The following is a 12185-nucleotide window of genomic DNA, read 5'->3' as shown; positions in this document are numbered from 1 at the left end:
TCGGACATGCCTGTGATCGAACTGCCCGCGGGACGGGTGCACTACGTCGAGCGCGGCGAGGGACCTCCGGTCGTCCTGCTGCACGGCCTCCTGATGAACCACACGGTCTGGGACCAGGTGATCGACGCCCTCCCCGAAGGCTTCCGGTACCTATTGCCGGACCTGCCGCTCGGCGCCCATCCCCTGCCGCTGCGCCCCGGCGTCGACCTGAGTTTGCGCGGCCTGAACCACCTGATCGCCGACTTCCTCGCCGCACTCGACCTGCGCGAGGTCACGCTCGTACACAGCGATTGGGGCGGTGCGCTGTTCCTCACCGCCTACGGGTTGGACGAACGCGTCGGCAGGCTGATCGTGCTGCCGTGCGAGGCGTTCGACAACTTCCCGCCCGGCCTGCCGGGCAAGATGGCCACCGTCGCCACTCACCTCCCGGGCGGCATCTCGCTGGCGCTGCGGCAGTTGCGCGTTCGGTGGCTGCGCCGCTCGCCGTTGCTGTTCGGCTGGATGGCGCGGCGCCCATTGCCCGATGCGCTGGTGCGCGGCTGGACCGAGCCGGGGCTGCGCGACGCACGGATCCGGCGGGACCTGCTCGCCTACACCAAGTCGGCGTTCCCGAAACGAGAATTGATCGCCCATACCGAAGCGCTGCGCGACTTCCGTGGAGACGCCCTGATCCTGTGGTCTTCGGCGGGCAAGGTGATGCCGCGCGAGCACGGCCCCCGGCTCGCGGAACTCATTCCCGCGGCCCGGCTGGTCGAAATCGATGACGCGTACGTACTGTCCATGCTCGACCAGCCCGCCGCCGTAGCCGAGGCGATGTCGGCGTTCCTGCTCGACAACCACACCGCACCGGGGCGCGACAAGCGCTCGCCGCGCTAGCGCCCGCGAGTCACGCTTCGTCCGGCACGCCGAGGACACCCCGCCCGATCACCCCGGCGATCACCTCCGTCGAATACGCCATGAGCTGGCCGGCCTGGGCATCGCGCAGATGACGTTGGATCGGCGACCGCTTCAGATACCCCGAGCCGCCGCCGACCCGAACGCCGAGCTGCGCCACGTCGACCGCCACCTTGTTCGCGAGGTACTTGGCTCGGGACAGGTTGTCGAAGAACAGCGCGATCCCATGGTCGGCCTGCCACAATGCCTGTTCGTAGAGCGCGTGCGCGGCGGCGAGCCGGGTTTGCGCGTCCGCGACCTCGTACTGCACCCACTGCTGGCGCGCCAAGGGCTTGCCGAGAATTTCCCTGGTGCGCGCGTGTTCCACCAGCGCGTCCAGCGCGGCATCGGCGATGCCGAGCGAAATCGCGGGAAGCCCGGCCGGGATCACCGCGAAATCTCCCGGACGCGGCGCGCGGCCGCGGTACTCGGCACGCAGCACGGTGTCGTCGAACGCGAGCAGCTGGCTGCGGGTGGCGCGCAGGCCGAGAGTGTCCCAGATCGGGACGATCGATACCGTTTCGTCGGGGACCACGCCGAAGAAAGCGGGTTCCCCCGCCACGAGCGCGTTGACCAGCAGATAATCGGCGATCTCGCTGCCGGAGACGAACCGCTTCGCCCCGCTCAGCAACCACCCGCCCGCGGTCGGCTCGGCGACGTGCTGCGGCTGGAGGAAGCGGTTTCCGCTCGCCGGTTCGGACAACGCGTTCGCGAAGCGCTTACCCGCCCGCAGCTCGTCGGCGAAGAACGATCCCGAACTCTCGCCGGTGAATTCCGCGAGGGCGACGCCCGCCCCCGCGTGCATGGTCCAGATCGTCGCGGTGGACGGATCGGCTCGAGCCAGGATTCTGACGAGACGACCGAGGCCAAGGTAGCTCAGGCCCGCGCCACCGGACGATTCGGGCAGCACCGCGTCATCCGCGCCGGCCTCGTGCAACGCGTCCAGATGCTCGACGGCGAGCTCGGCGCGCTCGTTTTAGTCGGCCGCCACGGCCGCGAATCCGGTCGCCAAGTCGGCGACCCGGTCGAGCAATTCCCGCTCGCCGTCGCGGACCGGAACGATGAAATGCGCATTCGTCACGAAATGCTCTCTGGTCGAGGGGAATCGGCGAGCGGAGCTCGCCGGCTGATCTCCCCCGAGGGTACGCAGCCCGCGCCGACTTGCCTTGACGTCGACGAGAAGGTTTAGCGTGGCGGTAGCGGAGACAAGGAGGACGGATGCGCATCGGCGAACTGGCGGAGCGGGCGGGCACCAGCACGCGCGCCTTGCGTTACTACGAGGAGCACGGTTTGGTGCGGCCGCACCGCGCCGCCAACGGTTACCGCTCGTACGACGACGCGGAGGTGCTGATCGTGGCGCAGATCCGCGAACTGCTGGGCGCGGGCTTCGATCTCGACGACATCCGTCCGTTCGTCGCCTGCCTGCGGGCGGGCAATGGCTCCGGAGACGTCTGCCCGGACTCGGTGTCCACCTTGCGGCGCAAGCTGTCCGAGGTCGATTCGTACCTGGCGCGGCTGGAGCGAGTACGGGGTCAGCTGCACGAGCGGCTCGCGGCGGCCTGCGAGTTCGACCGGATCGAGGAGCCGCGGTGAGGTTCGCGGTCAGCTACAGCACTCCCTTCTTCGGCGTCGACCCGGACCGGTTGATCGCCTACGCCCAGCACGCCGAGCGCTGCGGATTCGAAGCGATCTACCTGCCCGAGCACGTCGCGCTGTACCCGGGCGCCGCGGTCGGACCGATGGAGATCACGCCGTCGGTGCCGTTCGCCGACCCCCTCGACGCGCTGAGCTTCGTGGCCGCAGCGACCGAGCGGATCCTGCTCGGCACCGCGGTGCTGCTATTGCCCTACCACCATCCGGTGGTGCTGGCCAAACGCCTCGCGACGATCGACGTGCTGTCCAAGGGACGGATGCGCCTGCTCACCGTGGGGGTGGGAACCCTGCCCGGGGAGGCACAGGCCGTCGGCGTCGATTTCGCCTCCCGAGGCCGCCGCGCCGACGAGGCCATCGATGTGCTGCGATTGCTGTGGTCCGGTGGCGCGGACGGGGTGAGCTTCGAAGGCGAGTTCTTCCGGTTCGAGAACCTGTGCAGTTATCCGAAACCCCTCGGCGGCGACCTGCCGATCCATGTCGGTGGATCGAGCCGCGCCGCGGCACGGCGCGCCGGTTCCCGCGGCGACGGTTACTTCCCGGGCGGGGTGCTCGGGCCCACCGAACGCGCCGCCCAGCTGGAGATCGCCCATACCGCGGCCGCTGCGGCGGGCCGGGATCCCGGCGCGTTCGAGTACACGCGCTGGGGATCTATCGACATGCCGGTCGAGCGGGTCGAGGGACTGGCCGAACAGGGTGTCACGCGCATCGTGGTGAGCGCGAGCACAGGGGACCCTGAGCAAGCCAGAGACGAGTTGTCCGCCTTCGCCGAACGATTCGAACTTGCGAACGCACTGAAATAGCTTTCGCGCCCGGGCGGCGGTCCCGAACCAACTCAGACGGTATGGCCCGCAACCAGATCCGCTACCGAGTGGTAATGCAGCGTCTCCGCGGTGGGCCGCAGCACGGCGCCGTCCTCGGGTTCCAGCAGCATCCCGACGTGATCACCGAGGTCGTAGCGGTCGCGGATACGAGCGACGAACCAGCTGGGCACCGTGCTGAGCACCGGGATGCCGCCCGGACCCGGGCGCCAGTCGCAGTGCACGAACTTGTCGATGTCGTCGCCGGTCTCACCGCCGAAAAGCCGTGCGAGGGAAACTTGTTCGCTGCCGAGCAAATGCACCGCGAGCCGGTCGGCGTGCTGCGCGACCCGATAGGTGTAGTTCTTCTTGGACAGGCCGATCAGGAACCGGCGCGGCTCGATGCTGACCTGCGTCGCGAAGCCGACGAGACAACCGGCGCGCCGGCCGTCCGCCTGCACGGTGACCAGCAGCACGGGATAGTCCGCCGCCGCGACCACCGCGTCGAACACTGCGGTCCGGTCTTCGGTAGCCATCGGTCCTCCCAGCGTGATGCGGCGTCTTCCCCGGATGCCCGCGCGACCGTCGCGCAAACATGCCGGAACGAGCAGCGCTCACCCTACAACCGCGGCGGCAAGTCGTCTGAGACGCCGACGTCGGCAAGGGTGAGACGCCCGTACGACGGCCCGGTAGATCAGCCCTTTCCGATCTACATTGCCGTGGATGATAGTCCACCACAACGACTTCCGGGCCGACACTGAAAACGCATGGTGGCGGTCGCCACATTGCGAGCGCATCTCTGCATACGGCCTGGCCCTCACCTCGGCGGCCGCGGTTCGGCGGCACGGATCGTGCCACGGACTCGGCGGCGAGCGAGGCCATGGGCAGGCCGAGGATCACAGATCCGCGTTCCGGTCGACGGCAGCGTCGCCGGTTCGCCGCCGCAGCGTCATGACGCCCGCCGCGGCGGCGATCATGCACAATCCCACCACCCAGAGCCCGGCGCGCTGGCTGCCGGTCACGTCCTTCAGCCCACCGGTGACGTACGGCGCGACGAAACCGCTGACGTTGCCGACCGAGTTGATCAACGCGATGCCGCCCGCCGCCGCCGCGCCGGACAGGAAGGTGCCGGGCAGGGCCCAGAACGTCGGCAGCGCCGCGAGCACGCCCACCGCGCACACCGTGACCGCGATCATCGCGGCGAACGGATCGCCGAGATACAGCGCCACCGGGATGGCGAGACCGCCCAGCAGCGCGGGCAGGGCGACGTGCCGAGCCCGCTCACCGGTCCGGTCGCCGTGCCTGCCCCACCACACCATCACCACGGCCCCGACGAGGTAGGGCACCGCATTGATCAGTCCGCGCTGCACCACCGAATAGTGCGTTCCGTATTGCTGCTGGAAGCCGTCGATGATCGTCGGCAGGAAGAATCCCAGCGCATACAGGCCGTAGACGATGCCGCCGTAGACGAAGGCGAGGCCGAGCACCCGCGGATGGGTCAGAGCACGACGCACCGTCCAGTGCTCCGCGCGCCGCAACGTGGCCTGCTCCGCGGCGAGTTCGCGAATCAGCCATTCACGTTCGGCGGAGGCCAGCCAGCCCGCCTGCTCGGGACGGTCGGTCAGATAGAACCAGGTCGCCACCGCCAGCGCGACGGCGGGCAACCCCTCGACCAAGAACATGAAACGCCAACCGCTGAGCCCGAAGACGCCGTCGCCGTATCGAATGATCAAGCTGGACACCGTCGCGCCCAACGCGGTGGACATGGGCACCGCGGTCATGAACAACGCGACGATCCGCGCCCGTTGCGCCTGCGGGTACCAATAGGTCAGATAGAGCAGGATGCCGGGAAAGAAGCCCGCCTCCACCACACCCAGCAGGAACCGCAGGAGATACAGCACGGTGGCGTCGGGTACGAAGGCCATCGCCGTGGCCACCAGCCCCCAGGTGGCCATGATCCGGGCGATCCAGCGCCGGGCGCCGAACCGGTGCAGCGCCAGGTTGCTCGGCACCTCCAGCAGCAGGTATCCGACGAAGAAGATGCCGGAGGCGAATCCGAACGCGGTCTCGGTGAGCCCGAGCTCGGTCTTCATGCCGCTCGGCCCGGCGAACCCGATGTTCACCCGGTCCAGATAGTTGACGAAGTACAGCAGCCCGAGAAAGGGCAGCAGGCGAATCGTGACCTTGCGCAGCGTCGTGTCTGCCGCCTCGGCGGTGGAAACCATCTGCGCACTCTCGGCTCCGGACGGCCGCGTCGTCAAGGGCGGCGCAGTAAAATCCGTCCCATGGCGGTTACCTGGCCGGACGAGGTGGACGACGTTCTCGGCGGCGATCTGACCTGCGCCGCAGCGTATGTGACGCCCGCGGGCGGCGCGGTGGTGTCGGCGGTGTCGCCGATCGGGCTGCGCGACCGGGCCGCGGGCACGGTGGGGTTCACGACTTCACTCGGGTTCGGACGCAAGCTGGAGCGAATGAAGCGGGAACCCAAAGTGGCGCTGGCATATCACGCGCGCGAGCACGGCATCGGAAGCCGGGAAAACTCGCGATTCGTGCTGGTGCAGGGCACCGCGGCGTTCGACCCGACGCCCGACCAGGAGGCGCTGGACCGCCTCGGCGCCCAGGCCACGCCCTACCTGGGCGCACCGCGGCGCGGTGTGTTCTGGGACCGGTGGCTGCGCGCCTACTACGCCGATCGAGTGGTCGTGACCGTGACCGTCGACCGCATCGTCGTATGGCCGGACCTCGACGCGGCGGGCACGCCCGAGATCCTCGGTGCCGCAGCGCCTTCTGTCGAACCAGCGACACAGCAGCCTCCGGCGAAGGGGACGGGCCCCCGGGTGGACGTCGCCCGGACCGCGGCCCAGGCGACGAAGCTGCCGCACCGGCTGCTCGGCTACCGGCAGGCCGACGGCTACCCGGCGGTCGTCCCGGTGCAGGTGACGGGGTCGAGCGCCGACGGTGTGCGGTTGACCGTCCCGGCGGGCCTGCCGCAAGGCGGACGCCGCGCCGGGCTGCTGGCCCACGAGTATCGGTCCCAGTTGATCGGCTTGGAATCGCGGCAGAACACCGGCTGGCTCGAGGTTTCCGGCACCGAGGCGGTGTACGCGCCGCACACCGCGTCCGGGTTCAAAGCGCCGCCGAACAAGACGATTTTGTTGCTGGGCAACGGTTTTCTCGCCCGGCGCGGACTCGCGAAGGCACGCAAGTCCGGCCTGGTCGAAGCATTGCGCTGAACCGCGCCCCCGGCAGCGACCGGAGGCGCGGGCCAGCCCCTAGTCCGCCGCCAGGTACACCGGCAGCCTGGCGTGCCCGTTGGAGATGAAACTGGACACGCTCCCGAGTTCGGCGGGATCGGCCGCCAGGCGCAGGTTCGGGAAGCGCTGGAAGAGCGCGGGCAGGGCGACCTCGGCTTCCAGCCGCGCCAGGGGTGCGCCCAAGCAGTGATGGGCCCCGTAGCCGAATGCCAGATGTTCCTTGCTCGCTCGCCGCACGTCGAACTCGCTCGCGGTGGGGCCGTGCAGTTTCGGATCGCGATTGGCCCCGGCGTAGGAGGCGAGAATCGGTTCGCCCTTGGCGATGCGCAGGCCGTCGATCTCGATGTCGTCGGCGGCGAAGCGCAGCGGCAGGTGCGCCACCGGCGCCTCGTACCGCAGCGCCTCCTCGATCAGATCGGACCAGGCCGCACGCCCCTCGGTCACCTCGGCACGCTGGTCCGGGTGGGTCAGCAGCGCGAAGACGGCCTGATCGAGCAGGTTGACCGTGGTCTCGTGCCCCGCGCTGATGACAAGCAACAACGTGTCGATCAACTCCTGCTCGGTCAGCTGCGAGCCGTCCTCCTCGTCCCGGTGCGAGATCAGCAGGCTGGTCATGTCGTCACCGGGTGTCTCCCGCCGATAGGCGACGAGCTCACCCAGGATCCGGTACATCTCCATGTAGTTCGCCTGGGACTCCTCGGGCCCGAGCGACGTATCGAAGATGCCGTCGACGCATGTGCGCAGACCGGCGTTCAGGTATTCCGGAACGCCCATCAGCGCGCTGATGACCTGGATCGGCAGCGGGTAGGCGAAACCTTCCCTGAGATCGACCGCTTCGCCCGCCGGCGTCGCGGCGAGCGCGCCGAGCAGGTCCGTCGTGATCTGCTCGACCATCGGGCGCATCGCTTGGGTGCGGCGGTGCGTGAAGGCGGGCGCGACGAGTTTGCGCAGCCTGCGGTGGTCGGCACCGTACGCGGTGAACATGTTGTTCACCGCGACCCACGGCAACAACGGCCAGTCCTGGGGTATCTCGCCGTTGATCAACGCGGGCCAGTGCTGCTTGCCGTCCTTCGACACCCGGGGATCGGCCAGCAACCGCTTGAGCACGTCGGCGTCGGTGACCGACCACGCTCGCACGCCGCCCGGCAATTCGACCGGGGTCACCGGCCCGCGCGCACGAATACGGGCGGACTCACCCTGAATGTCGGCACCCAGCGGGTCGAGGACCAGGGGTTGTGTGTCCATCGATGACTCCTTAGAAGACGGTCAGTGGAGGGGATTTCGGAAAGACGACCGGCAGGGACACCAGCGCACGGTGGAACGGTCCCGGCCGCCAGCTCAACTGACCGGGCTGCAGGCCCAACCGCATCTCGGGCAAGGCGTCGAGGATCTGATCGATCGCGTCCTGCACCACCAGGTACGCGGCCGACCGGGCGGGACAGGCGTGCGGGCCCACGCTCCACGCCAGATGGGCACGGCTGTCGGTTCGCTGCCCGACGCCGATCGCCGGGTCGTTGTTGCATCCGGCCATGCTGATCAGCACCGGCTGGTGCGCGGGTAGCCAGACATCATCGATGAGGATCGGCTGGCGCGGGAAGCTGACGCAGTAGTTCGCCATCGGCGGGTCGTTGAACAGCACCTCGTCGAGGGCGTCGCGCGTCGAGAGGCTGCCGCCGAGAAAGTCTCCCGCGAAACGTTCGTCGGTGAGCATCAGCAGCAGGGTATTGACGATGAGGTTCTGCATCGGCTCGATGCCCGCGCCGTAGAGCGTGACCAGCTGGTGGATCATCTCGACGTCGTCCAGCCCGGCCTCATGCTGCAACAGCCTGGACGTGATGTCGTCGCCGGAGTCCTTGCGCTTCATCTGCACGAGTTCGAACAGCGCGTCGGTGAGCATCGCGTTGCCCTTGTCCGCGTTGACGCCTTCGAAGATGGCGGCCATACCGGTCGCGACCTGCTGGCCGATGTCCGCCGGACAGCCGAGCATGGCATTGAGCACCGCGAAGCTGAGCGGGAACGCGTATTGGCTGATGAGATCCGCCGCGCCGTCCTCACAGAAGGCGTTGATCAGCGGGATGGCGATCTGCTCGACGGTTCCGTGCAGCGCGTGCAGGTCCACCCCGGCGATGCTGGCGACGTTCGCCTGGCGGTAGCGCAGATGCTCGAGGCCCGCACTGCGCAGCGCGTTCGGCCGCCACTCCAGCATCGGCAGGACCGGGCACTCGCCCGGAATGTCCTTCTGCCAGATCCGCGGATCGGCCGGGAAATGGTCGGGATCGTTGAGGATGCGCAGCGCGGTGTGGTAGCCGATCACAAGGGTGGCGGGCACGCCCGGCGACAGCTCGATCGGGACGAGCGAACCGAACTGGCGGCGCATTTCGCGGTATGCGTTGTGCGGATCTTCCGCGTATTCCTGCGAATACAACGGGTAACGAGGGCCGCTGGTGTCGATCGGCGATCCGTGCGAGACGGGGCACCCATTCGCGGAAGTGGACGGCGGGAAGTGTGGCGTGGTCAAAGACGAAACTCCAGAGGAACGAACATGCGACGAACGCGATCGACCGGGCGCGTGCGCGCCGCGACGGCGAAGGTCGGCGTGATGCGTGGGGATCGGTGACAGGCCGGCGCACACCCTCATCAGCTGTGTGCACGACGACCTCTGAGCGGCAACCTCCTTCTGGACGGGAACGCGGCGACGGCGGCTTGCCGGACGGAGCACGGCTACTGCGCCGCGCTCCCCTCCGGCTGCGGGACATAGACGGGCAGGGGCGGTGATTCCGGGAAGAGGACCGGCAGGGCGGTCAGCGATCGATGGAACGGACCCGGTCGCCAGGTCAGCTGCTCGGCAGGAACACCCAACCGCATCTCGGGCAGCGCGTCGAGCAGCTGATCGATGGCGTCCTGGGCGATCAGATAGGCCACCGACCGGGCCGGACAGGTGTGCGGCCCGACGCTCCAGGCGAGATGAGCGCGATTGTCGGTGTAGGCGCCCGTGTTGATCGCGGGGTCGTTGTTGCATCCGGCCATGCTGATGACCACCGGCTGGTGCGCGGGTAGCCAGACGCCGTCGATCAGCATCGGCTGTCGCGGGAAGGTGACGCAGTAGTTCGACAGCGGCGGGTCGGTGAACAACACCTCGTCCAGCGCGTCCCTGGTCGACAGGCTGCCGCCGAGGATGCCGCCCGCGAAACGCTGGTCGGTGAGCATCAGGCGCAGGGTGTTGACGATCAGATTCTGCTGCGGCTCGATCCCCGCGCCGTACAGCATCAGCACCTGCTGGACCATCTCCTCGTCGTCGAAATCGACAGGGTGCCGCAGTATCCGGGAAACGATGTCGTCGCCTGAATGGGCTCGCTTGAGCGCCACCAGGTCCGACATCGCCTCGTTGAACATCGCATTGCCCTGCTCGGCGTCCACGCCCTCGAACATGGCGGCCAGTCCCATCGCCGCCCGCTGCCCGATTTCCGGCGGGCAGCCGAGCATCGCGTTGATCACCGCGAACGCGAGCGGGAACGCGTATTGCGAGATCAGATCGGCGGAGCCGTCGCCGCAGAATGTGTTGATCAGTGGGACGGCGATCTGCTCCACCGTGTTGTGCAGCGCGAACTGGTCGATCTCATCGATGCCCGCCACCGTGGCCTGCCGGTACCGGGCGTGCTCCAGGCCGGAGTTGCGGATCGCGGCCGGACGCCACTCGAGCAGCGGCAGGACCGGACAGTCACTGGGCACGGTCTGCTGCCAGGTCCGCGAATCGGCGGGAAAGTGGTCGGGATCGTTCAGGATGCGCACCGCGGTGTGATATCCGATCACCAGCGTCGCGGGCACGCCGGGCGACAGTTCCACCGGCACCAGCGAACCGTATCTCGCGCGCGCTTCTCGATAGACACGGTGTGGATCCGCCGCGAAATCGTCCGAGTACAGAGCGACCCGGGGTCCGTCGGAGCCGACCGGTGAACCGTGCGGGACCGGGCAGCCGGTGGAGAAGGACGATGTCGAGGACTGTGGGTGGGTCAAAACGTGACTCCAAAGTCGGAACGTTCGACGAGCAGGGTGGGCACACGACAAGCGCCCCGGAGCCCGGGAAGCGAATTGCCATGCGAGCGTTGCGAATTCGACACTACGTCGAATTCCGCTGCAGCAGAGCATATCTCGTGTGCCGAAACGGTGCGATCGTGCGTGTTCCCAAGCGCGTACGCCGACGGTGGAACACCTCCGCCCGCGTATCCCCGAGGGACACGCGGGCTGTCGAGTCCCGGCGCGGGACAGCTGAGCGCCCATGCCGGGTGTGATCGAGATGTTCTTCCCGGCCGACCTACTCCGTCGCCTCCAAGAACACCGGCAGTTCGGAATGACCGTTGGAGATGAAGCTGAGCACGGTGCCCAGCTCGGACGGATCGACCGCGAGGCGCATGTCCGGGAAGCGGCGGAAGATGGCCGGAAGGGCGATCTCGGCTTCCATCCGGGCCAGCGGCGCGCCCAGGCAATGATGCGCCCCGTAACCGAAGGCCACATGATCCTTGACCGAGCGCCGCAGGTCGAACTGGTCGGCGTTCGGACCGTGCACCTTCGGATCGCGGTTGGCCGCCACGTAGGAGGCCAGGATCGCCTCCCCCTTGGGAATACGGACGTCGGCGATATCGATGTCCTCGACGGCGTAGCGCAGCGGCAGGTGCGCGACCGGCGCCTCGTAGCGCAGCGACTCCTCCACCACATCCGACCAAGGGATCCGCCCCGCCACCACGTCGGCGCGCTGGTCCGCACGGGTGAGCAACGCGAAGATGGCCTGATCCAGCAGGTTCACCGTCGTCTCGTGCCCGGCGTTGATGACCAGCATCAGGGTGTCGACGAGTTCCTTCTCGGTCAGCTGTGAGCCGTCCTCCTCGTCCCGGCTGGCGATCAGGACGCTCGTGATGTCGTCGCCGGGCGCCTCCCGCCGGTACGCCACCAGTTCGCTGACGAGCCGGTACATCTCCAGGTAGTTGGCCTGGGCCTCCTCCGGACCGAACGAGGTGTCGAAGAATCCGTCGACACATTTCCGCACGCCTGGGCCCAGATGCTCGGGCACACCCATCAGCTCGGTGATGACCTGGATCGGCACCGGATACGCGTAACCCTCACGCAGATCCACGGCCGTGCCGCGCGGGGTCGCGGCCAACTCGTCGAGCAACTCGGCGGTGATCGCTTCGATGCGCGGTCGAAGCGCCACCGTACGACGGTGCGTGAACGCGGGGGCGACCAACTTGCGCAGCCGCCGATGCTCGGCGCCGTAGGCGGTGAACATGTTGTCGACCGCCACCCACGGGTGCAGCGGCCACTCCTCGGTGATCTCGCCGTTCATGAACGCGGCCCAGTGCTGCCTGGGGTCCTTCGAGACGCGCGGGTCGGCCAGAAGACTCTTGAGCACGACGGCATCGGTGATCGACCACGCCGGCACCCCGCCGGGCAGTTCCACCAGGGCCACCGGCCCACGCTCGCGCAGCCGCGCCGCTTCGCCTTGGATATCGGAACCGGTCAGATCCAAGACTATCGGCTCTTGCGACATCGGACG

At 68.2% G+C, this 12185-nt stretch carries 11 protein-coding genes and 1 pseudogene; 4 read left to right on the top strand and 8 right to left on the bottom strand.

Annotation, left to right across the window (positions count from 1 at the left end; translation table 11 throughout):
- Window positions 1-6: 6 nt before the first annotated feature.
- Window positions 7-876, top strand: coding sequence for an alpha/beta fold hydrolase (locus ACWESM_RS13910; protein WP_364435636.1), 870 nt, complete (start codon window positions 7-9; stop codon window positions 874-876).
- 10 nt (window positions 877-886) lie between these two features.
- Here ACWESM_RS13910 and ACWESM_RS13905 read toward each other — a convergent pair whose 3' ends face one another.
- Together ACWESM_RS13905 and ACWESM_RS13900 are read right to left on the bottom strand one after the other, a co-directional pair.
- A complete protein-coding gene (locus ACWESM_RS13905; protein WP_452492183.1) occupies window positions 887-1738 on the bottom strand; it encodes an acyl-CoA dehydrogenase in 852 nt (283 codons plus the stop codon).
- Window positions 1715-1888, bottom strand: a pseudogene (locus ACWESM_RS13900) (acyl-CoA dehydrogenase family protein); the annotation flags it as partial. The pseudogene ACWESM_RS13900 and the gene ACWESM_RS13905, both read right to left, overlap by 24 nt.
- 263 nt (window positions 1889-2151) lie before the next feature.
- Between ACWESM_RS13900 and ACWESM_RS13895 the strand changes: the two are divergent.
- Window positions 2152-2526: a MerR family transcriptional regulator gene (locus ACWESM_RS13895; protein WP_355076553.1), complete on the top strand. Its 375-nt coding sequence runs from the start codon at window positions 2152-2154 to the stop codon at window positions 2524-2526.
- Complete coding sequence (locus ACWESM_RS13890; protein WP_364435640.1) at window positions 2523-3386, top strand: TIGR03619 family F420-dependent LLM class oxidoreductase; 864 nt, start codon at window positions 2523-2525, stop codon at window positions 3384-3386. The genes ACWESM_RS13895 and ACWESM_RS13890 overlap by 4 nt, the downstream gene beginning before the upstream one ends.
- Before the next feature lie 32 nt (window positions 3387-3418).
- Here the strand turns inward: ACWESM_RS13890 and ACWESM_RS13885 are convergent, their stop codons facing one another.
- Window positions 3419-3919, bottom strand: a complete 501-nt coding sequence (locus ACWESM_RS13885) for a flavin reductase family protein (RefSeq protein WP_355076557.1) — start codon at window positions 3917-3919, stop codon at window positions 3419-3421.
- A 360-nt stretch (window positions 3920-4279) separates the two neighbouring features.
- Window positions 4280-5608 carry an MFS transporter gene (locus ACWESM_RS13880; RefSeq protein WP_364435645.1) on the bottom strand — a complete coding sequence of 443 codons (1329 nt, stop codon included), beginning with the start codon at window positions 5606-5608 and terminating at the stop codon, window positions 4280-4282.
- Window positions 5609-5668: 60 nt separating this feature from the next.
- On the opposite strand from ACWESM_RS13880, the gene ACWESM_RS13875 reads away from it, so the two are divergent.
- On the top strand, window positions 5669-6616 hold the full coding sequence (locus ACWESM_RS13875) for a hypothetical protein (RefSeq protein WP_364435648.1): 948 nt from the start codon (window positions 5669-5671) through the stop codon (window positions 6614-6616).
- A gap of 39 nt (window positions 6617-6655) precedes the next feature.
- Here ACWESM_RS13875 and ACWESM_RS13870 read toward each other — a convergent pair whose 3' ends face one another.
- The 4 genes from ACWESM_RS13870 to ACWESM_RS13855 all read right to left on the bottom strand — a co-directional run bounded on the left by ACWESM_RS13870 (window position 6656) and on the right by ACWESM_RS13855 (window position 12179).
- On the bottom strand, window positions 6656-7882 hold the full coding sequence (locus tag ACWESM_RS13870) for a cytochrome P450 family protein (protein WP_364435651.1): 1227 nt from the start codon (window positions 7880-7882) through the stop codon (window positions 6656-6658).
- A gap of 10 nt (window positions 7883-7892) precedes the next feature.
- A complete protein-coding gene (locus ACWESM_RS13865) occupies window positions 7893-9062 on the bottom strand; it encodes a cytochrome P450 (RefSeq protein WP_364435654.1) in 1170 nt (389 codons plus the stop codon).
- 296 nt (window positions 9063-9358) lie between these two features.
- Complete coding sequence (locus ACWESM_RS13860; protein WP_452491988.1) at window positions 9359-10651, bottom strand: cytochrome P450; 1293 nt, start codon at window positions 10649-10651, stop codon at window positions 9359-9361.
- A gap of 298 nt (window positions 10652-10949) precedes the next feature.
- A complete protein-coding gene (locus tag ACWESM_RS13855; RefSeq protein WP_364435660.1) occupies window positions 10950-12179 on the bottom strand; it encodes a cytochrome P450 family protein in 1230 nt (409 codons plus the stop codon).
- Window positions 12180-12185: the final 6 nt, after the last annotated feature.

It is taken from the genome of Nocardia sp. NPDC003999 (assembly GCF_053604885.1).
The sequence above is the reverse complement of the archived record's forward strand: the minus strand, read 5'-3'. Positions and strand labels throughout refer to the sequence as shown.

Excerpts from the sequence above, each read along its gene's own strand:
- ACWESM_RS13910 (WP_364435636.1), top strand. The coding sequence starts at position 7 with ATGCCTGTGATCGAACTGCCCGCGGGACGGGTGCACTACGTCGAGCGC.
- ACWESM_RS13905 (WP_452492183.1), bottom strand. The coding sequence starts at position 1,738 with ATGCACGCGGGGGCGGGCGTCGCCCTCGCGGAATTCACCGGCGAGAGT.
- ACWESM_RS13895 (WP_355076553.1), top strand. The coding sequence starts at position 2,152 with ATGCGCATCGGCGAACTGGCGGAGCGGGCGGGCACCAGCACGCGCGCC.
- ACWESM_RS13885 (WP_355076557.1), bottom strand. The coding sequence starts at position 3,919 with ATGGCTACCGAAGACCGGACCGCAGTGTTCGACGCGGTGGTCGCGGCG.
- ACWESM_RS13880 (WP_364435645.1), bottom strand. The coding sequence starts at position 5,608 with ATGGTTTCCACCGCCGAGGCGGCAGACACGACGCTGCGCAAGGTCACG.
- ACWESM_RS13875 (WP_364435648.1), top strand. The coding sequence starts at position 5,669 with ATGGCGGTTACCTGGCCGGACGAGGTGGACGACGTTCTCGGCGGCGAT.
- ACWESM_RS13870 (WP_364435651.1), bottom strand. The coding sequence starts at position 7,882 with ATGGACACACAACCCCTGGTCCTCGACCCGCTGGGTGCCGACATTCAG.
- ACWESM_RS13855 (WP_364435660.1), bottom strand. The coding sequence starts at position 12,179 with ATGTCGCAAGAGCCGATAGTCTTGGATCTGACCGGTTCCGATATCCAA.